The 18064-nt window shown below is 62.9% G+C and carries 21 protein-coding genes and 1 pseudogene; 4 read left to right on the top strand and 18 right to left on the bottom strand.

Translation table 11 applies throughout. The annotated features are described in order from the left end of the window. Nucleotide 1: 1 nt before the first annotated feature. From IPM27_06065 to IPM27_05990, 16 genes and pseudogenes are all read right to left on the bottom strand, one after another. Complete coding sequence (locus IPM27_06065; protein MBK9161112.1) at nt 2-2581, bottom strand: phage tail protein; 2580 nt, start codon at nt 2579-2581, stop codon at nt 2-4. A 1-nt stretch (nt 2582) separates the two neighbouring features. Continuing rightward, nucleotides 2583-3233 carry a hypothetical protein gene (locus IPM27_06060; protein MBK9161111.1) on the bottom strand — a complete coding sequence of 217 codons (651 nt, stop codon included), beginning with the start codon at nt 3231-3233 and terminating at the stop codon, nt 2583-2585. A 181-nt stretch (nt 3234-3414) separates the two neighbouring features. After that, nucleotides 3415-3789 (bottom strand): hypothetical protein, encoded by a 375-nt coding sequence (locus IPM27_06055; protein MBK9161110.1) that lies wholly within the window; start codon nt 3787-3789, stop codon nt 3415-3417. A gap of 17 nt (nt 3790-3806) precedes the next feature. Further along, the gene (locus IPM27_06050) at nt 3807-4541 is read right to left on the bottom strand and encodes a hypothetical protein (protein MBK9161109.1); all 735 of its coding nucleotides are present in this window, start codon (nt 4539-4541) and stop codon (nt 3807-3809) included. Between the two features lie 28 nt (nt 4542-4569). After that, a complete protein-coding gene (locus IPM27_06045; GenBank protein ID MBK9161108.1) occupies nt 4570-5010 on the bottom strand; it encodes a hypothetical protein in 441 nt (146 codons plus the stop codon). 23 nt (nt 5011-5033) lie between these two features. Further along, the gene (locus IPM27_06040) at nt 5034-5315 is read right to left on the bottom strand and encodes a hypothetical protein (GenBank protein ID MBK9161107.1); all 282 of its coding nucleotides are present in this window, start codon (nt 5313-5315) and stop codon (nt 5034-5036) included. Further along, entirely contained in the window at nt 5315-6319 is a 1005-nt protein-coding gene (locus IPM27_06035) for a major capsid protein (protein ID MBK9161106.1), read from the bottom strand. Before IPM27_06035 ends, IPM27_06040 begins: the two co-directional genes overlap by 1 nt. A gap of 12 nt (nt 6320-6331) precedes the next feature. Continuing rightward, nucleotides 6332-6709: a head decoration protein gene (locus IPM27_06030; GenBank protein MBK9161105.1), complete on the bottom strand. Its 378-nt coding sequence runs from the start codon at nt 6707-6709 to the stop codon at nt 6332-6334. A 3-nt stretch (nt 6710-6712) separates the two neighbouring features. Next, nucleotides 6713-7063, bottom strand: coding sequence for a hypothetical protein (locus IPM27_06025; protein MBK9161104.1), 351 nt, complete (start codon nt 7061-7063; stop codon nt 6713-6715). 47 nt (nt 7064-7110) lie between these two features. After that, entirely contained in the window at nt 7111-7977 is an 867-nt protein-coding gene (locus tag IPM27_06020; GenBank protein ID MBK9161103.1) for a S49 family peptidase, read from the bottom strand. 1 nt (nt 7978) lies between these two features. Beyond that, the gene (locus IPM27_06015; GenBank protein MBK9161102.1) at nt 7979-9469 is read right to left on the bottom strand and encodes a phage portal protein; all 1491 of its coding nucleotides are present in this window, start codon (nt 9467-9469) and stop codon (nt 7979-7981) included. Further along, nucleotides 9470-9700, bottom strand: a complete 231-nt coding sequence (locus tag IPM27_06010; protein ID MBK9161101.1) for a hypothetical protein — start codon at nt 9698-9700, stop codon at nt 9470-9472. It abuts the gene before it with no gap. After that, nucleotides 9697-10089, bottom strand: coding sequence for a hypothetical protein (locus IPM27_06005; GenBank protein MBK9161100.1), 393 nt, complete (start codon nt 10087-10089; stop codon nt 9697-9699). The genes IPM27_06010 and IPM27_06005 overlap by 4 nt, the downstream gene beginning before the upstream one ends. Before the next feature lie 3 nt (nt 10090-10092). Further along, nucleotides 10093-10584, bottom strand: a complete 492-nt coding sequence (locus tag IPM27_06000) for a hypothetical protein (GenBank protein MBK9161099.1) — start codon at nt 10582-10584, stop codon at nt 10093-10095. Nucleotides 10585-10596: 12 nt separating this feature from the next. After that, nucleotides 10597-12570, bottom strand: a complete 1974-nt coding sequence (locus IPM27_05995; protein MBK9161098.1) for a phage terminase large subunit family protein — start codon at nt 12568-12570, stop codon at nt 10597-10599. Continuing rightward, a pseudogene (locus IPM27_05990) lies at nt 12570-13116 on the bottom strand (elements of external origin). The gene IPM27_05995 and the pseudogene IPM27_05990 overlap by 1 nt, the downstream one beginning before the upstream one ends. A 112-nt stretch (nt 13117-13228) precedes the next feature. Here IPM27_05990 and IPM27_05985 point away from each other — a divergent pair. The 4 genes from IPM27_05985 (at nt 13229) to IPM27_05970 (ending at nt 15112) form a co-directional block, all read left to right on the top strand. Continuing rightward, nucleotides 13229-13477, top strand: coding sequence for a hypothetical protein (locus tag IPM27_05985; protein MBK9161097.1), 249 nt, complete (start codon nt 13229-13231; stop codon nt 13475-13477). A gap of 28 nt (nt 13478-13505) precedes the next feature. Then, complete coding sequence (locus tag IPM27_05980) at nt 13506-14060, top strand: DUF3489 domain-containing protein (GenBank protein MBK9161096.1); 555 nt, start codon at nt 13506-13508, stop codon at nt 14058-14060. A gap of 121 nt (nt 14061-14181) precedes the next feature. Then, complete coding sequence (locus IPM27_05975) at nt 14182-14646, top strand: hypothetical protein (protein MBK9161095.1); 465 nt, start codon at nt 14182-14184, stop codon at nt 14644-14646. An 88-nt stretch (nt 14647-14734) separates the two neighbouring features. Further along, nucleotides 14735-15112 (top strand): hypothetical protein, encoded by a 378-nt coding sequence (locus tag IPM27_05970; protein ID MBK9161094.1) that lies wholly within the window; start codon nt 14735-14737, stop codon nt 15110-15112. Nucleotides 15113-15221: 109 nt separating this feature from the next. On the opposite strand, the gene IPM27_05965 is transcribed toward IPM27_05970, so the two are convergent. Together IPM27_05965 and IPM27_05960 are read right to left on the bottom strand one after the other, a co-directional pair. After that, complete coding sequence (locus tag IPM27_05965; GenBank protein ID MBK9161093.1) at nt 15222-16568, bottom strand: site-specific DNA-methyltransferase; 1347 nt, start codon at nt 16566-16568, stop codon at nt 15222-15224. Continuing rightward, nucleotides 16565-17959, bottom strand: coding sequence for a site-specific DNA-methyltransferase (locus IPM27_05960; GenBank protein ID MBK9161092.1), 1395 nt, complete (start codon nt 17957-17959; stop codon nt 16565-16567). Before IPM27_05960 ends, IPM27_05965 begins: the two co-directional genes overlap by 4 nt. Nucleotides 17960-18064 lie beyond the last annotated feature (105 nt).

Genomic DNA, 18064 nt, shown 5'->3' with positions numbered 1-18064 from the left:
CCTAACGCAGAATCTCGCGCACGGCCGAACCATTGCGCGAGAGGATGTTGAGAATCGACTTTTCCCCAGCGGGGGAAGTGAGGTAGTCGGCGGCAAGACTGGGATCGATCACATTGACGATACGCACCGCCTGACCTGCTCCGCTTCCTGAGGTTGCCGGGGCGGCTGGCGGTACCAGACCACCATCGGCGAAGGCCAGACGCACACCCTGCCAGCGGGGGATACTGAGTCCGCCGTTCAAGGCGTGGAGGAAATCCACACCGAGCCGGCGCACTGCAGCGGCCCGCAGGACATATTCCCCGGCCGACAGACGCGCCGGGATCGAGTCCGAGGTCGAAGTTCCCGGCCCGCTGACCAGGCCACCCGTGGCGAAGCCCTTGAACAGTCCGCTGATGAAGGCACCGAAGCCACCACTGCCGCCACCACCTCCCATCGCGCCAAACAGACTCTCGGCGAGTTTCTGCGAAGCGATCCGGTTGATCGAGGCCAGTACGCTGCGCGCAAAATCGGCGAAGGCATCCTTGGCCGACTTGGCACCCGAGCCGATCTGCTCGAACATCGTGGCAAAGGCGTTCTGGGTGTCACCATTGATGCGTACCGCCACCTCGTCCGTCACCGTCTTGAGGCTGGCAATCTCGATCTTCAGCCGCGCCACCCGATTGACCGCTTCCTCGGAGCCCGTCGATTGCGCGAGTTGCTCCATCTTGGGGATCAGTGCTTCGACCTCCCTTGCCGTCTCGGCCTGCAATCCCAGCAGCGTCTGCCGCATCTGGGTTTCGGTGATGAGGCCCGCCTCCTTTTGCACCTGGAGTTCCCGACCCCGCAGCGAGAGTCGCTCGGTCGCGGTCTGGTACTCGCGCTCGAAGCGGGTCAGTTCCGCCAGATCCGACTCAACATCGATCAGCCGCGCCACATCCTGCGTGCCGGCGGTATCCCCCATGCGTTGTAACTGCTCGATCAGGGGCTGATACTCGCGTTGCAAGCGGGCGCGAGTACTGTCACCACCCGCGCCTCCGCGCACCTCGGCGAGACGATCACGTACTCGCGCGAGTTCGTTGGCGAGTTGCCGTTCGGCGTTGGCCGCCGCATGGGCATTGGCCACCTCGATCTCACCGCGTTGTTGTGCCAGAACGGCTATCTCGCCATCGAGCTTCTTGACCTCGGCCATGGCCCGCAGCCGGGTGGCCTCGTCTTTCCCGCCACGAGCCATCTGTTGCTGGGCACTGCGTTCCTCGGTCTTGCGGGAAATGTCCTCGTCGATGGCCGCCTGCTCAAGACGGGTCTTTTGCGCGTAGTAGTCCCGAATCGATACCAGGCGATCATCCAGGGCCCGGTCGAGGGCGGCCTTCTGCTGATCCAGCCCGGTCTTGAGCAGACGGAATTCTGCGTCAGCCTGTGCCTTCAGGACGGCCAGGCGCGCTGCACTGTTGTCCTTGGCTTCCGCGCCTTTCTTGATGCAGCGTCCGCCACGCCATTCACCGCCCGAGAGCACGCAGGCCATGCGCTGCATGTCTTCTGTCGCCGCGCCCGTATTTCCCGCAGTCGGAGTGGTAGGAGCTGGCCCCGCCGGGCGTGCCTGGGGCGGATTGAGGATGCGTGCCGACAAGGCATCGACCTCGGCACGCGCCTTGGCCGCATCTTCACGCATGGCTTCGCCGATCGCCTTGAAACCCCGGATATCGAGGCGTGCCAGCGCGGTGAGTTGCGCGGCCATGCCACCGATCTCGGTGCCCATCGACTTGAAGACGTAGGCGACATTCACGCCGAGGACGAGAATCGCCTCCAGGGTGGTTTTTAGAGCACCGCCGAGAATGGCTGCGAAGCCGGTCGCTTCTCCCTGGCCTTCGCGGATGGCGTCGGTGACGACCCGCAAGGGGGCCAGCAACTCAGTGGCAAGCGTTATGCCCAATCCTGAAGTCGATGCCTTGAGCGCTGTCAGGTTGTCGTTGAAGGCTTCAGCCGCCTGAGCGGTTTCGGTCGACAACTTCAGGCCGAGCCGTTCGGCTTCCTGCATCAGTGCGCGGATTCCCGATGACCCCTGATTCAGGAACGGGATCATGTCCATTCCGCTCTTGCCGAAGAGCTTGACCGCCAGGGCCGTCTTGGTGGCACCGTCCTCGAAGCTGGCGAAGCGATCGGCAATCTCCAGCAGGATCGTGTCCGATGACTTGAGATTGCCTGCCGTATCCTCGACCGAGATGCCGAGCGCCTGGAACAGAGCGGCGCCTTCACCCAGTCCGGCGCGTGCTTCCGTCACGTTGGCGGACAGTCCTTTCAGACCAGTCTTTAAGGTATCAAGCCCGACATCCGACAACTGGGCGGCGAACTGCAGCGTCGACAGGGCATCGACCGAGATGCCGATCTTCTGCGAGAGTTTGTTCAGTTCATCGGCTGAATCGATCGCTCCCTTGACCAGTGCCGCGAACGCCCCCAGCGTGAGCGAGACACCCAAGCCTGCCAGCAATCCCTGCACACGACGGGTCTCGTCACCCAGACGCCCGAGGTTGTTCCGGATGCCGTCTAGGGCGGTCCGGGTCTGGTCGACGGCAGTGATGAGGATCTGTGCGCGATCGGAAGCCATGTCAGTTGCGGTTCAAGTAACGATTGATGGATTGGGCCAGTTGCGGCATGGCACGCCGCACCGTCCCGTCGAAGTCGAAGCGGCGTTTCAGGGTGACGCGCGGCACCAGGACGGCAATCGGGATCTCCTGGCCACGCTTGATCGATTTCGCCCCGGTGCGCTGTCGCTCGGCGCGCTTGAAGCGCGTCAGGGCCGAGGTGTTCTCTTTAATGTTCTCCGCCATCAGAATGACCTTGCCGTCCTTGCGAATGAACCAGGCATTGCCGGAACGCATCAGGGTGTCGATCACCCGGGCGAAGGCCTTGCGGCCCATCCGTCTCCCGGACTCGGTCAGCGGGATCAGCATCTTGCCGATCAGGGTCGCCCCTCGCACATGCACACCCAGCCAGGAAACCCGTGACCCCACCAGCAAGGCCGGTAACCGTGTCGAATCCCGATCCAGCACCTTGGCCCGCATCGAGCGCAAAAAGGCTGGCTTGCGGATCGCCAGATCGGACTGCATGCGAGTGCGCAGTGCATCCGTCAGGCTGCGGCTGCTGTCACGCATCCCCAAGGCGACCGCCTTATGGATCGCCTCGCGGCGTGAGCGGGTCCAGTCGGCCAGTTCGCGCTTGTCGAGCAGACCCGAGGTGGTCAGGGAGATTTTGAGCATGGTGCGGTAAGGCTCTGGATGGTCTTGCGGATGGCCTCGCCTGTCCCCTGGCTACCGGTGGCAATGACCGTCAGCAGATTGGCCAGTTGCCGCAGCTCCTGACGATCGATGGCGTCGAGCCATGCATCGACCTGCGCCAGGGTGTAGTGCCGGATGTCCCGCCAAGCATGGCCATGAGCAATCAGGCGCTGGCAGGCGTCGGCCCAGCCAGCTGACTGCCGATGCGAATCACTGCCTCGCCCAACTTCGGTACCACCCGCTGGATAAAAAAATCCGCATTCACCTCGAACAGGGCTTGCGCAAGGCAGATCGCCTCGTCCAGCGCCAGACCGGAAATCCATTCGCGGGGTTGGCGGCTGGCGATAGCCATGGCCTCGATCATGGCCTCGCCGTGAGTGCCCAGAAGCCGCAGCCAGTCCGGTTCGATGGCGAGATCCGCCGTGAATGGCTGAATGGCCTTGGCGAAAGCTGGCAGTTCGCCCAGCACGAGCGGCGCGAGTGCGACCGTCTGCTCCGCCACGCGGATCTCGACCGGGACGGGTGGCAGCACGGCCATGGGATCAGTAGGCTTTTTCACAGCAGGACGATCCGGCCGAATTGACCCAACTCACCACTGGCCGACTTGGTCAGATCGGCGAGCACCTGCCCGGACAACTCGAACTTGAGCAGGTCGCTGGTGATCACCGACAGTTCCTTGGCCGGATTGATGGCCACACGGTAGAGATCGATGACGACTTCTTTGTTGCCGTCGGCGGTATTGAGCCCCTCGAAGCGCACCCACCGCTCCGGCAAGGGCTGGGTGAACATCGCCGTCACGTTCGCCGCGCCATAGGAATAGCTGGCGGTGATGGCACCGGTTACGCCGGTGATGTCGGTGAATTGAAAGGAACCGTGCTTGGCATTCACGGTGTATTTCGTGTTGGCGACCGTGGTCGCCCCCGCCTTTACCACCAAGGACGACACGTTCTGCTTGGCGAGCAGGTACAACTTGTTTGCCTCGGCCGTCGTCGCAATGGCCTCGTCGGTAACGGTGCCGGTAGTCACGACCGTGGTGCTACCGTAGAGCGCCAGTTCGAGATTGCTCGGGATGAGTTCTTCCAGGGTGCAGGCAAACTCGCCTTTCTTGCCCTTGATGATCTGCAGATCGGTCAAACGCTGTCCGGACTGCGATTCCTGATGCTCGAGGGTCTCGACCGAAAGGGATACCTTGAGGTCGGGAACGTTGCCGACGAAGTTGAGGCCGGCAGGATTGCCGCCGCTGGTACGCGCACCGATGAATACGCGCCCCTGACCGGAAAAATAGGCCATATCGTTTACTCCTTAGATGGAAAGTTGTTCAGCCCTGGGCCGTCAGGTCATGGACCAGGGTGCGGTAGGTGATCTGGTAGCGCGCCGGAATTGCGGCGGCCGTGGCATCGGCATCCTCGATGTCCCAATCGCAATCCAGTTCCTGAAGACCAAGCGTGGTACCGCCCAGATTCGGATCAGAGAACAGCGCGGTGTGACAGGCCACCATCAACCGGTCGGCCATCACCTCTGCCGGTTCGGTGTTGGTGGCACGCGCCAGTGCCACGAGGCGGACGACCAGATGCCGCTCGATGCGGTCGTTGGCCCGCTGGGCGATGGACTCCGCCTCGGGAAAGATCAGCAGTGCCGGCGAAGCCTCGCGGGTGACTGCGGTGGTTGGTGAGCGCAGGATCTGGGCGCCTTCGCCCTGCGCGATGGGAGCCAGGCGGCTGGTCAGTGCCTGGAGAATGCGTTCACGGATTGAGTTCATAGTGGATTTCCTTCGAGCATGAATCAGATGCGCATCAGCGTTGCCCGGCACTCCGTGCCATCTCCCATCGCGCGAACCTCCCGTACCCGGTAGGTGACACCACCGATCACGAGTTCGTGACCGGTGTCGAGCACCACGTCTTCGGCGGGATAGCGGATGGCAAAGTCGGATGACAGTCCCAGGCCATCGAGCACCTCCACATCGGGCGCACGGAAGTCCACCAGCACTTCCGCGCCCCCGATCGTGGCGGGTGTCAGCAGACCGGCCCGACCTGCGGCGGCATAGAGATCACTGACCGAGACCATCAGGCCATCGTCAGCTTGACCAGCACACCCGGCCGATGGCACATCGGCAGCGGGTTGGACTGCGTGTGCAGATCGGTGCCGCGTTCAAACTTGCGCGAGTCCTGTTTGGCGTAGAGCGGCTGGCCGAGGGTATTGACGGTCTCGTTGAAGTCCGCCGGGGCCACGTAGGTACCGAAGGTGTCGATAGTGCCTACGGGGAAGGCATGCGCCTCGCCGGCCGCGATGAAGCGACGGGTTGCCCCATTGCCATCGGTCGCCTGGCCGCGATACTCCTCGAACACGATGCCACCAAAGGTGAAACCGGTGCGCACGTCGTCACGCAGGATCGCGCCCTGCTGGTAGTTCTCGTAAGCCTTCTCGACCTTGGGATGGGCGATCAGTTTCTCGAAGAACTCGGGAGAGCACAGGCAGCGAACGTTGGTCATGAATTCGCCGCGCAGGTTCTCCTCGATGTGCGCCAGGGTATCGACGCACTTCTGACGGACGTTGGTGCTGTCCGTGGCCAGCGCGAAGTTGATCGCCTTCGGCGCGATTCCGAACTCGTCGTAAAGGTTGTAGAGCGTCGAGCCGTCGGCATCGAGGATGATGCCTTTCAGGGCACCCATGCGAAGGTGTTCCAACGTGATGGCGTGCTTGTTGCGCATCGTCTCCAGATGGCGGGCCATGACACCAGCCACGGTTTCCAGTTCGGTTTCCGATCCGAAGGCGCGCAGCCCCTGGACTTCCTCGGGCAGCACCACATCATCGTGCGGGATGTGGGGCACGACGAAGGAGCGCATCTTGCGTTTGTCGCGTTGCCCCACGGTACCGGGACTGCCCACCGGCAGCGTCGGCAGGAGATTGAGCACGCCGTTCTTTTCCTCGATGAGGATTTGACGGAAGCGCACTGGCTTGACCGGGAACAGGTTGAGTGACTCCAGCCGGCCGTAGCGGTTCGGCAGGAGGTTGATGGCGGCCGTGAGATTGGCCATCGAGAAAGCGGGATTCGAGAACGGGTTCTGCATGAGAGGACTCCTTTAAACAGCGTGGCGAACGAGCACGCCGGCCGCCTTGAGTTGGGCGATGGCAGCAGCTTTGTCCAGGGGGGTGATACCGGCAGGCCAGGTCAGGGCGTGATCGGCGACCACGGCATGACGGGCGATCAGAATCCCGTCCTCGCGATCGATCAGGCTGGCGTCGACCGAGGTGGCGAGAACGCCGACGGCGACTTCGGTGCCATCCGTGGCGGCCGGATCGATCTGCTTGACCTTGGCCGTGGTGGCGTCGATGCCCACCACGGTGCCGAGCACGAGGTTCTGGCCGGCGGCAACCGTGACCTGGTCACGTGAATAGAGATTGGGGGCTTCGTACTTGAGCAGATCGCCCAGGTTGATACCTTCGGTGATGACGGGCATGACTTATTCCTTTCCGGTGAGTTTCTTGACGGCCGCCATCAAGGGATTGGCGGCAGATGGGGATTGCTGAGGGGCCGAGGCATCCGGTGCGATCGTGGAGCGGATTTCCGGGCTGTCGGCTCGGGAGGCCAGCAGCGCTTTGCGCACCTGAGCTTCGGAAACGCCTTCGGCGAGGAAGGCAGCGGTCAGTTCGGGATGACCGGCAAGTTGGCAGAGTTCGGCGATGGCCACCGCATCGGGGCGTGGCGCCTCGGGGGCGGGTGCTGCCGGTTCAGCCGCAGGACTCTCGTTTGTCGGCTCAGGGGCCGGGGATTCCGTTTCCGCAGGATGTTCTTGGATATCAGGGGTGGTCATGGGAGTGTTCTCCATCAGGGTTGAGGGGCTTGCTGCACTGGGGGTAACTAAGGGCGCGTGGAACCTGAAACCGCGTGGCCGCGCGCCCGGCGAGCCACCAGAAAGCTGCTGAATTCCGCGAGCACGGCATCGAGACTGCCGACCGCATCGGCCAGGCCACTGGCCACGGCGTCCTGGCCGAAATAGATGCCGGCTTCGGTCGCCCGCACCGCATCGGCGTCGAGCCGGCGCATGGCGGCAACGTGATCGACGAACAGGCCATACAGTCGATCAACCTCGGCCTGCAGACGGGCATGGGCGTCGGGGGTGAGTTTTTCGTGGGGAGAGAAGTCGTTCTTGTGATCCCCGGCCGTGATCGGCGTGTAGCGATAGCCCTGCTGGGCATCCCGGGCGGTCTGATCGACATGCATGGCAATTACGCCAATGGAACCGACGCCGCCGGTGCGGCTGACCATCAGGCGCGATGCCGAGCAGCCAATCGCATAGGCTGCCGAGAATGCGGAATCAGCGGATACCGCCCAGACCGGCTTGATGACATCGGCAGCACGGATCCGCTCGCCGAGTTCGAAGACACCGCCCGCTTCACCACCGGGCGAGTCGATATCGAGAACGATCCCCTCGACCGAGGCGTCGGCAAGAGCGGCATCGACCATGCCGGCAATCTCGGCATAGGAGGTGAAGCCGGAGGCCGGGTCCAGTCCCACAGTACGGCGCACCAGCGAGCCAACCACCGGAATTACGGCGATTCCGACCGGGGCATCGATCGACGGCCGCTTCTGAATGCTCGGCACGGCCAGATCTGACTCTGGCCAATTGACCCGATCTCCGAGCACGGAGAGGATCACATCCAACTTGGCACGGGCGAGCAGAAGCGGCGTCCCGTAGAGACGGGACGCAAGGTGAGGCAGATTCATGTCAGGGGTTCTCCGGGTTGTCGGGAGAGACAGGGACCGCTTGCGCAGTCCCCAGGTCATGGCGCGGATCGGACTCGAACACGAGGCCGAGGGCATCCGCCCGGGCGTTGTCGGCCGCGATTTCTCGATCGACATCCTCGGCGTCGTATCCAAAGGACGAGATCGCCTCGGAGCGCGACAACAGGCCGGCGCGCATCGCCGTGAGCATGGCGTTGAACTCCTTCTGCGGATCCACCCACTGCCAGCCCTGGGGAATCCACTTCACGGCCAGGTAGGCGCGCCGCTGGGCCTGGCCGCCACGGGCATAGCCCGGCAGCGACAGCGCCCCTTCGAGCACGGCCTGTTCAATGAAGACCTGCCAAATCGGCCGGCACAACTGATGGACGATCACGCCATGCTGGAGCGCTTCGCAGCGGCGGCGGAATTCGAGGAGCCCGGCACGGATCGAGGAGTAATTGACCTGGGTAAGATCCCCGGTCAGTTGCTCGTAGGTCACCCCCATGGCGGCAGCGACCGCCCGGAACTGCATGCGCAGGAACTCGGCATAGCTCGCGCCGACATCGGCCGGCTGCGAGAATTTCACGTCCTCACCGGGTTCCAGGATCTGCAAGGTGCCCGGTTCCAGCCCAGCCAGCGCCACCCCGTTGGGATCGGCCGAGCCTTCGCCCATCAGGTTGTCTTCGGGGGCCAGGCGGGTGATGAAGCCGGCAAACATGGCGGCGGTTTTCTTGCGCACCAGTTCGGCATCGTCGTACTGGTCGAGTTCGTTGAGCTTGACCAGGGCACGCGCGAGCCACGGTTCGCCCCGGATCTGGCCCGGGCGCAACGGGCGGAATAGATGCAGGATTTCGCTGGCATCGATTCGCGCGGTTTCCATGCCGCCATTGCCGGACATCGGGGCCAGGGCACCATCCTCGGGATGGGTGCGATAGAGGTGGTAGGCCACGCGCCGACCGAGGCGATCGAACTCGATGCCGGCGCGGATCACGTTGCCATTCTCCGCCGTGGTGTTGAGGGTCACCGGCAGATGCTCGGGCTCCAGCACCTGCAATTGCAGCGCTACGGCCAGACCATCCTCCTTGCGGCGGTAGCGGATGCGGATCAGCGCTTCGCCACCTTCGAGCATGGCCCGGCAGGCCAGCGCCTGCAGACCATAGAAGTCGGTCAGGCCCGCCGCATCGGCATCCAGGGTCCAGTCGCGCCACAAGGCCTGGATCCGCTCACGGATCGTCGGGTCCGCGACCAGCGACTGCGGCTTGATGCCGGTGCCGATGGCATTGGCGACATAGGATTCCAGAGCGGCATTGGCCCAGGCATTTCTCCTGACCAGGTCACGGCTCTTGGTGCGCAGTTCCGTCTGGGTTGCGGTCATTGCCGCGACGGCACCCGGATTGCTCGGCAGCCAGGCAAACGAACGCCGACCGGCACCAGCGGCCTCGTGCAGCGGGTTACCGCCGAACATGCGGCGCGAGATGCGTTTTATCCAGCCCATTCAGAACCCCTTCGCCGTGGTGATGCGGATCTGCCGGGCGGCACGCGGAATCAGTCCGGTCGTCACGGCATCCTTGTGCAACGCCACTTCGACCTCATGAATCGCGGCCGTAAGCTCATCGATCGAACGGTATTCGACGGTCTTGTCGCCGAAGGTCACGCGCTTCTCGCCCTTGGCCAGTGCATCGCGCAGGGCCTGCAGTTGCGCCTCGGTGTAGGTCGGCGTGCTCACCGGAATACCACCAGGCTGATCTCGGGGGAGTCGGCCAGCGACCCCGACGAGGACGTACAGACGATCTCCAGCCCGGCCTCCACCTTGTTGTCGGCAGTGCCGCGAGCAGCAGCGAAGCGAACGGTGCCGCTGTTCGTATTGCTGCGCCCGGTGGCCACCCAGCAGTACCCCGTATCGGGCATCGCGGTCTCAAAAGCGATGCGGTATCGGCCAGTGGCCAGACGGGTCACGGACGCCACGTTGTGGGCGGCACGTAGTTGCACCGATCCATTCGCGTAGCCGAAGTTGACCCAGGCACGCGCGAGTCCGGGGTGATCGGGACGGATCAGCCCCTTGATCTCGTTGCCGATGCGGCTGGCCAGCGCAGAGAGTTGCGATGCGAGGCTCATGCCTTACACCAGGGCGGCTTCGAAGATCGCGACAAAGTCGGTCGCGACGTCGCCAATATCAGTGGCAGCCACCGCACCGATGTTGGTCCTGGCCTGCTGCTGCTCCAGGACGGTGAGCGTCTGCGCAGCATCGAAGCGGACGCGCTTGTCGATAGCCGATGTCAGAGCGGCGATACCGGACTGATCGTTCTGCAAGGCCTGCTGGAGTTCCAGCAGCGTGTCGTAGGCCGGGTCGGCACCACCCAGGATGTCCGCCTTGAGGGCATCGAGCAAGGTGACCACCTTGTTCGACGAATAGGTCGTCGTGGTCGACACCTGCAGGTCATCGATCATGACCGCCGTGACAATCGCGGCCTTGAGTTCGTTGATGGCGGCGACAAGACTCGACTTGTCTGTCGTGGTCAGGGCCGTCAGGGTGCCGGTGCGGCCTTTGACGGTATTGAATTCCTCGGCAACGCGGAGGACAAAGCTATTGAGTTGGGTTTGCAAGCTCATGGGTTACTCCTGTTATGTCAGCCAGCGGCTGCGGATCAATTGACGGCCGGGTTTGCGGACGCCAGAAACAGCGAGGCCACCGCTATGGGTGGCCTCGACATCGGGTACATCGGACGATTCAGGGGGATCGGTCGTAACGATCCCGAGTTGCTTTTCCAGTTCTCGCCAGTGGCGATCCTCGAAGCGATCGAGGCCGGAGGCTGCGGCAGCGGCCCGGGCATAGACGTAACAGTCCAGTGCCTCGTTGCGCTCGCGCATCTTTTGCCACTCGCGGATGGCGAAGCCGTTCCGGTCGCGCCGGGTAATCAACTGCTCGGCGCACAGTTGCTGCAGGAACTCGGCATCCACCTTGGGCAGATGAACAAAGCCAGCCGGGTAGCGGATCTTCAGACCGTCCTCGGCCACCTCCGGCGATTTTCGGAGGTTGTTGTAGAACTCCAGCTTGGCGATGCCGCCGGCCACCGAGAACACCTTGATACCCCGGCGCAGTTTCTTACCGCCAGACGTGGCATCGACAGCGGTCGGCGTGCCGACCAGGGCAGCGCCCCGGGCTACACCCTTGACGGCCATCAGACGCGGGTCGCGCGCACCCCGGACAAACGCATAGGCTTCCTGCGTCGCGAAGCCGGTATCCAGTGCCAGACGACCCAGTCCAAGCTGGCAGCCGGTTTCATGCGTCCAAGTTTCCCGCAGCACGCTGGCCAGTGCTTTCCACACCTCGTCGCGGGCGGTGTCACCCATCAAAACGCGATGCTCGACCAGCCAGGACTCCTTGCCTCTGCCGAAGGCCCATATCGAGACTTCGATGCGATCCTTCTGGACGTCGGCACCGCCGGTCAGCAGCAGGCCACCGACCGGGATGGTCCCGATCCGGTAGTCCTCGCGGCGTTCCAGCAAGCGCTGCCAGTCGGGCGCTTCGCCTTCCTCGACCCAGGTTTCCCCGAGTTCGGTGTTCTTGAACGTCTTGATCGCGGCAGCGGATCCGGCCTCCTTACTGATGGCACTCTCCCAGGCTGCCGCGACCTCTTTCCAACTGCGCCAACCAATCGGGCTGTACAAACTTGACAGGTGGAACCCTGCAGTACGACTGGCTCCTTCAGCCATGGCCCGCCACTCGCCGTGCTCCAGCATCCAGGTCTTGTGGTGCTCAGGGATCGGCACCTCACAGGATTCGCACACATAGGCAGCGGTATCCGGGAAGTTGCCATCCTCACCACGCTCCCAGCGTAGTTGCTCGAAGCGCAGCCATTGCCGGTGCCCACAGTGCGGACACGGCACGAAGTAGCGGCGCTGGTCCGATGCCTCGTATTCCCGCTCGATGGTGCTGACACCGGCAATCGTCGGTGTCGATACGATGAAAATCTTGCGCCGAGAAAATGTCCGGGTACGGGCCTCGGCCAGCGCCACCGCATTGCCCTCGCCATCGACGTCGATGGGATAACCGTCGACCTCGTCGAGGAACAAGTAACGCACCGGCATCGAGCGCAAACCCACCGCGCTGTTCGCTCCGGTCATCACCAGGACGCCCCCGCGAAACTCCTTCGCCAGAATCGTGTTGCCCGAGTCGCGACTCCTGGCTGGCGCGATCAATTCACGCAGGATCGACGATTCATCGATCAGCGGATCGATCCGCTGCTTCGAGTTGCGCTTGGCCATTTCCACGGTCGGCCAGACCGCCATCATTGGACCCGGGGCGTGATGAATCACGTAGCCGATCCAGTTGCTGCCCATCTCGGTCGCACCCAGCTGGGCCGCTTTCATGAACACGACGCGCTCGACCGGCGAGGTCGGCGACAGGCAATCCATGATGGCCTTCAGATACGGCGTGCGGCTGGTGCGCCAGCGGCCCGGTTCTGACGATGCCTTGGAGGACAGCATGCGATGCCGGTCCGACCATTCGGATACCGACAGCAGCGGATCCGGGACAAGCCCCTCCCGCCAGGCACGCTCGATATCGAGGGCGCCTTCGTACTCTTCCTGTTCCATCAATCCACCCGAGGCCGCATGTCACCGAGTTCGATCAGGTGATCGCGCACGGCAGATTCCAGGGCGACATGCAATTCATGGGCGTCGACTTCCAGTTTTGCTGCCATCTCGGCCGAAATCCGGGCTGGCCAGTTGAGCCAGGCATCACGCTCCGTGCGGGCTAGGCGAAATACATGGGCGATGGCTTGTGACCGATCAACCAGGTCACCCTTGAGTTGGGCGAGGCGCACCTTGTTGGTCTGCGCCTTGACGACCTCGTTGACGGTCCTGGCCTGCAACAAGGAGGTGCCGCCAGCGGATAGCGGTGGTGCGACAGGTTCAACCGGAGCACTTGCCGGGCGAACCGGCCCCGCTGCCGGCGAAGCTGTTTTTGCAGCGGCTGGCTTGCCGGGCCGCCACGGTGTTCTGTGCCCATTCGAGATCGGCGCGATTGGGTTCAATCGTCCCATCTGCCTCCGGCGTAATGCGGCCAGTATCGATCGCCTTCTTGACTGCTACATGAGAGACGCCGCGATGGCGGGCGTAGGCGCGTATCGACAGACCCATGATGTACATCAAGCCGATCGCAGAAGCTTTTAAACGTCGCGATTCAGTGCTTGGCTTTCCTCCAGAACAGCGCGTTCATGCAATCACCATCACCACACACGAGGAAGACAGCATGAACAGCAAACAAACTATCGAGGCCAAAGTCATCGACACCAACCATCACCTGCGCGGCTGGATGGAGATCCAAGTCGAGTTTCACCAGGGCAAGCCGATCGAGGTCGTCCATGACGGCAAGACCTACACCTTCACGGGCAAGGACGGTGTCTGGATGTCCACCGGTCGCGAAACGCGCGAAATGGCCACCCTCGAAGATGCCCGCCTCTGGATCACGCTGGACGGGCGCATCGTCCTCGAAGACTGAACATCACCCCACTTACACGGAGATCAACATGACCACCACAAGCAAACTCACCGACACCCAGCACCAAGTTCTGACCCACGCGGCCGATCAACCGGATGGCCGCCTCACCTGGTTCCCCGAAGGGGTCAAGGGCGGGGCCCGGCAAAAAGTCATCGCCGGCTTGTTCAACAAAGCCTTGATCACCAGCAACGGTGGCCAGGACTGGTTTGTTGCTGCCGAGGGCTACGACGCCCTGGGGCGCCCACGACCGACGCCGGCGGCCATTCACCCCGACCCGGAGGTTGAGGCCGCCGTGTCGGCGGCTGAGGCCAACTGGGCGCAAGAAAAGCAGGACGCGGCAAAACGCCTGCTCAAGGTCGGCGTCGAGGGCAAACCCCGCACCCGCGAGAACAGCAAGCAGGCCACGGTGATCCAGATGTTGCAGCGTCCCGAGGGCGCCACCATCAGCCAGATCTGCGCGGCCACCGGCTGGCAGGCCCACACAGTACGCGGCACCTTTGCCGGTGCCTTCAAGAAAAAACTCGGGCTCAACCTTGCCTCCGAGAAGCCCGAAGGCGGCGAGCGCATCTACCGGATCGTCTGACCGGAACCGGGGTGGCGACACGCGCCGCCGCCCCCAAATAAAGATTCAGAATGCGCTTGGCTTCTCAATCAAACAGCGCGTTCATGTGGGTGTCGAAACAATCCACTGAATGGAGACCATCATGAGCACCAGCATCCGCGCACGCTTTACCCGCAAGCCCTGCAGCATCGACGAGGTTCATCACAACAGCGATCCAAGTGCACCGCCCGAGGTCATCACGATCGAGTTCCGCAAGGAGCTGACCGCAACCGAGTACGACGCCTTCGCCAACACTCTGTTGGAAGACCGCGATTGGCTGGCAGGACGTGGCGGCCATGCTGATGGTCACCGACGGGTGGTCGAAGTCAGTGCACCCGGCCGCACCACGCTCTACGTCGATCCATCCGGCAGCAGCTACGGGCGTTACGTCGGGGTAGCGATCGAGTCGCCGACACCCAGCAACGACCAGGCCAGCGCGATTCGCTGGATGCTCGACAATCGCCGGCCCGAAGTCAGCATCGACCAGGCGCTGCGCACCCTGCGCATCGCATTGTGCTGCGACGCCGGTGCCATGGAATTGCTCGACCAAATCGCCTCGGAAAAATGATTCAGATTTCTGCGATGAAGAGCTTGGCTTCTCAATCAAACAGCGCGTTCATACGGGTGTCGCAACGATCAACCCGAAGGAGACAACGATGACCACCCAGCAAACCATCCCCGCCACCCAGAACGAGACCTGGGGCTTTTTTGGCACGATGAACGACAACGCCGAAGCAGCCTGGCCAATCGCGATGGCCGCGATCTCGAACGCCACCTACCAGCCCCTCGAATCGGTCAGGCTGTTCCTCGACAGCCGCCACGGACGCCACTTTGCGGACGACGTCCTCAACGAGATGCTGCGGGGCCACGCGATCCAGCAGGCCATCGACGCCGCAGTAACGCGGTGGATGGGCTGGACGATTGGCCGCCAGACCAGCAAGGACTACGGCATCCCCAAGGGGCTGCCTTACCTCACCGGCTTCGTGATCCACTGCGAAGTGACCGACGAGTCCTTCGAAGCCGAAGCAGCGTAAGGAGATCGCCATGGCCGCCGTCGTCACCACCCCGCAACTCGAAGCCAACTACGACAAATTCATCGCCGAACTGACCAAGCTCACTCGCAAGTACGGCGTGGCAATCCAGTCAGTCGGCGGGGTCATCCTCGCCGATGACCCCGGTGAATTCGGCAACGTCACTTACTGCGCCGACATCACCAGCGGCGACCTCCTGCCGGAGTTCCCCACCGACTGACAGCGCGTCGAATGCCACGCCATCGGACAGCCTGATGGCCTTCGCCCCGGCATAGTCCTGCCAGCGGCGAACGATCACATCGACGTACTTCGGATCAAGTTCGATCAGCCGCGCCTTGCGGCCCGACTTATGCGCCGCGATCATCGTGGTGCCCGACCCACCGAATGGATCCAGCACCACGTCGCCCGGCCGGCTCGAATTGCGGATCGCCCGTTCCACCAGTTCCACCGGCTTCATGGTCGGGTGCAGATCGTTCTTCTGCGGCTTCTTGATCTGCCAGACATCGCCCTGGTCACGGTCGCCGCACCAGTGACGATCGGCGCCCTCGGGCCAGCCGTAGAGAATCGGTTCGTACTGACGCTGATAGTCGGCACGCCCCAGGGTGAAAGTATTCTTAGCCCAGATGACAAAGGTTGACCAGTGGCCGCCCGCCGCACGGAACGCTGCCTGCAATCGGTCGAGTTCGCTCGACGACATGGCCACGTAGATGCCGCCCTGGCAATGCGCCACGGTGGGTGTCAGTGCCGCCAGCAGGAAATCGTAGAACCCGTCGCCCAGGTTGTCGTTGAGGATCGCGCGATCCTTGCCGCGCATCTTGTCCTTGGCCGAGTTGGCGTAATTGACGTTGTACGGCGGATCCGTAAATACCATGTCGGCGATCTCGTCGCCCAGTAAAGCTGCGTAGGCATCGGCATCAGTCGAGTCCCCGCAGAGCACGCGGTGCTCCCCGCAGAGCCAGACATCGCCAGCCCTGGATACAACGGGGCCAGTGTCTTCCGGAACGGCATCCTCGTCGGTATCGCCTTCGGTGGTCGTTTCCTCACCGGCGAGCAGGTCGGCCAGGGCATCGGCATCGAAGCCGGTCAGGGACAGGTCGAAGTTGTCATCCTGCAGTGCGGCCAGTTCGACCTGGAGCATGGCATCGTCCCAGCCGGCGTTTTCGGCAATCCGGTTATCCGCGATTACTAGGGCGCGACGCTGCGTCGGTGTCAGGTGATCAAGGATCACAACTGGCACGACAGCGATGCCAAGTTTCTGGGCCGCAGCCAGACGGCCATGCCCGGCCACGATAATGCCATCGCCACCGGCCAGGATCGGATTGGTGAATCCGAACTCGGCAATCGACGCAGCGATCTGTGCCACTTGCGCATCCGAGTGCGTCCGGGCGTTGCGGGCATAGGGCACCAGCTTGGCCGTCGGCCACTGCTCGATCTTGTCGGCCAGCCAGGAAATCGTCATGCGGGTGCTCCCAATCGTTCTGCGGCAACTGCACCAAAGGTCTGCCCAGTGGTCACCAGCGTGACCGGCACCTCCGGGAAATTCTGCTGGAAACGTTTGATGGTCACATCAACATACTCGGGCGCAATCTCGGTGGCCCGCACTACGCGGCCAGTGCGTTGCGCAGCAAGCAGCGTGGTGCCTGATCCGCAGAATGGTTCGAACACGATGTCGCCATCGTCGGTGTAGGTTTCCAGAATGTGCTCTGGCAAGGCCACCGGGAATACCGCCGGGTGATCGATTTCCTGTCCGATCTTGCCCTTGTGCCGCATGATGCGAATCACGGAATCGGGAATCTTGGTGTCCTGCGTGGGCGTGCCGGCAGCTGTCCAGCCACCGATCGTTCCATCTTTTTTGCGCATGGCCGTGGAACTGCCGTCCTTGCGCAGATGGGTTTCCTGACCGGCGAACTTGCAGGGCATGATCTTGTTGGCCTGCCGTGCCTGGCGGTTGAAGTGGAAGACAAACTCGAACGAAGGTGCCAGCCGACCATTCCAGTCGCCGGGCAATCCCGGCCCCTGGTCCCAGACGTACCAGGCAAAACGTCGCCAGCCCTGGGTACGCATCCAGTCGAGCCAAGCATCCCAGTACAGGATGACCTCGTTGTCGCGGTGGATCAGCCCGAGATTGACCAGCACCTGGCCGTTCGGAGCCATCGGCAGGTTGGAGAAAACGCCGCGCATCAGGGCATCCCAATCAATGATGGTGTTGGTGTAGTCCCGTTGATTGCCATAGGGCGGAGAGGTGAAGCACAGCGCAGCCTTGTCGCCGGCCATCAAAGCAGCGATCACGGCGGCATCGGCGGCATCACCGCAGATCACGCGATGCGCACCCAGTTGCCAGACGTCGCCGGGACTCGATACCGGATTGACCGGCGTATCGGGTACCTCGTCGGCAGCATCGTCGGAATCAGCCGAGGACTCCTCGGCCGTTCCTTCCCCGCCATCCACCAGTAAGTCTTCAATTTCCTCGTTGGAGAATCCGGTCAGCATCAGGTCGTAACCCGCCTCGGACAACTCGGCCAGTTCCAGCGCCAGCATCTCTTCATCCCATCCCGCATCGAGTGCCAGGCGGTTGTCAGCGATCACGTAGGCGCGCTTCTGTGCCGGCGAAAGGTGACCGAGTTCGATGACCGGCACCTCGGACAGGCCGAGCTTGCGCGCAGCTGCCAGGCGACCGTGGCCGGCAATGATTCCGTGGCTACCATCCACCAGGACCGGGTTGGTCCAGCCAAACTCGACGATGCTGGCCGCTAGCTTGGCGATCTGCGCATCGGAATGCGTGCGCGGATTGCGGGCGAACGGGATCAGCGTCTCGACCTTCCGGTACTCGACGCGCAGGTTTTCGGTCATATGAATGCAAAAACCCGCCACAGTGGGCGGGTCGTAGATTGGGTGGTAACTCGGTTCAGGTGGTAACCGGGGTGGTAACTGGTAACCTTGTTTTGCGGTCTGACG

This window comes from Nitrosomonadales bacterium (assembly GCA_016716325.1).
Lineage (GTDB): Bacteria > Pseudomonadota > Gammaproteobacteria > Burkholderiales > Gallionellaceae > Gallionella.
The sequence above is the reverse complement of the archived record's forward strand: the minus strand, read 5'-3'. Positions and strand labels throughout refer to the sequence as shown.

Coding starts and splice junctions, on each gene's coding strand:
- IPM27_06065 (MBK9161112.1), bottom strand. CDS start 2,581: ATGGCTTCCGATCGCGCACAGATCCTCATCACTGCCGTCGACCAGACC.
- IPM27_06060 (MBK9161111.1), bottom strand. CDS start 3,233: ATGCTCAAAATCTCCCTGACCACCTCGGGTCTGCTCGACAAGCGCGAA.
- IPM27_06055 (MBK9161110.1), bottom strand. CDS start 3,789: ATGGCCGTGCTGCCACCCGTCCCGGTCGAGATCCGCGTGGCGGAGCAG.
- IPM27_06050 (MBK9161109.1), bottom strand. CDS start 4,541: ATGGCCTATTTTTCCGGTCAGGGGCGCGTATTCATCGGTGCGCGTACC.
- IPM27_06045 (MBK9161108.1), bottom strand. CDS start 5,010: ATGAACTCAATCCGTGAACGCATTCTCCAGGCACTGACCAGCCGCCTG.
- IPM27_06040 (MBK9161107.1), bottom strand. CDS start 5,315: ATGGTCTCGGTCAGTGATCTCTATGCCGCCGCAGGTCGGGCCGGTCTG.
- IPM27_06035 (MBK9161106.1), bottom strand. CDS start 6,319: ATGCAGAACCCGTTCTCGAATCCCGCTTTCTCGATGGCCAATCTCACG.
- IPM27_06030 (MBK9161105.1), bottom strand. CDS start 6,709: ATGCCCGTCATCACCGAAGGTATCAACCTGGGCGATCTGCTCAAGTAC.
- IPM27_06025 (MBK9161104.1), bottom strand. CDS start 7,063: ATGACCACCCCTGATATCCAAGAACATCCTGCGGAAACGGAATCCCCG.
- IPM27_06020 (MBK9161103.1), bottom strand. CDS start 7,977: ATGAATCTGCCTCACCTTGCGTCCCGTCTCTACGGGACGCCGCTTCTG.
- IPM27_06015 (MBK9161102.1), bottom strand. CDS start 9,469: ATGGGCTGGATAAAACGCATCTCGCGCCGCATGTTCGGCGGTAACCCG.
- IPM27_06005 (MBK9161100.1), bottom strand. CDS start 10,089: ATGAGCCTCGCATCGCAACTCTCTGCGCTGGCCAGCCGCATCGGCAAC.
- IPM27_06000 (MBK9161099.1), bottom strand. CDS start 10,584: ATGAGCTTGCAAACCCAACTCAATAGCTTTGTCCTCCGCGTTGCCGAG.
- IPM27_05995 (MBK9161098.1), bottom strand. CDS start 12,570: ATGGAACAGGAAGAGTACGAAGGCGCCCTCGATATCGAGCGTGCCTGG.
- IPM27_05985 (MBK9161097.1), top strand. CDS start 13,229: ATGAACAGCAAACAAACTATCGAGGCCAAAGTCATCGACACCAACCAT.
- IPM27_05980 (MBK9161096.1), top strand. CDS start 13,506: ATGACCACCACAAGCAAACTCACCGACACCCAGCACCAAGTTCTGACC.
- IPM27_05975 (MBK9161095.1), top strand. CDS start 14,182: ATGAGCACCAGCATCCGCGCACGCTTTACCCGCAAGCCCTGCAGCATC.
- IPM27_05970 (MBK9161094.1), top strand. CDS start 14,735: ATGACCACCCAGCAAACCATCCCCGCCACCCAGAACGAGACCTGGGGC.
- IPM27_05965 (MBK9161093.1), bottom strand. CDS start 16,568: ATGACGATTTCCTGGCTGGCCGACAAGATCGAGCAGTGGCCGACGGCC.
- IPM27_05960 (MBK9161092.1), bottom strand. CDS start 17,959: ATGACCGAAAACCTGCGCGTCGAGTACCGGAAGGTCGAGACGCTGATC.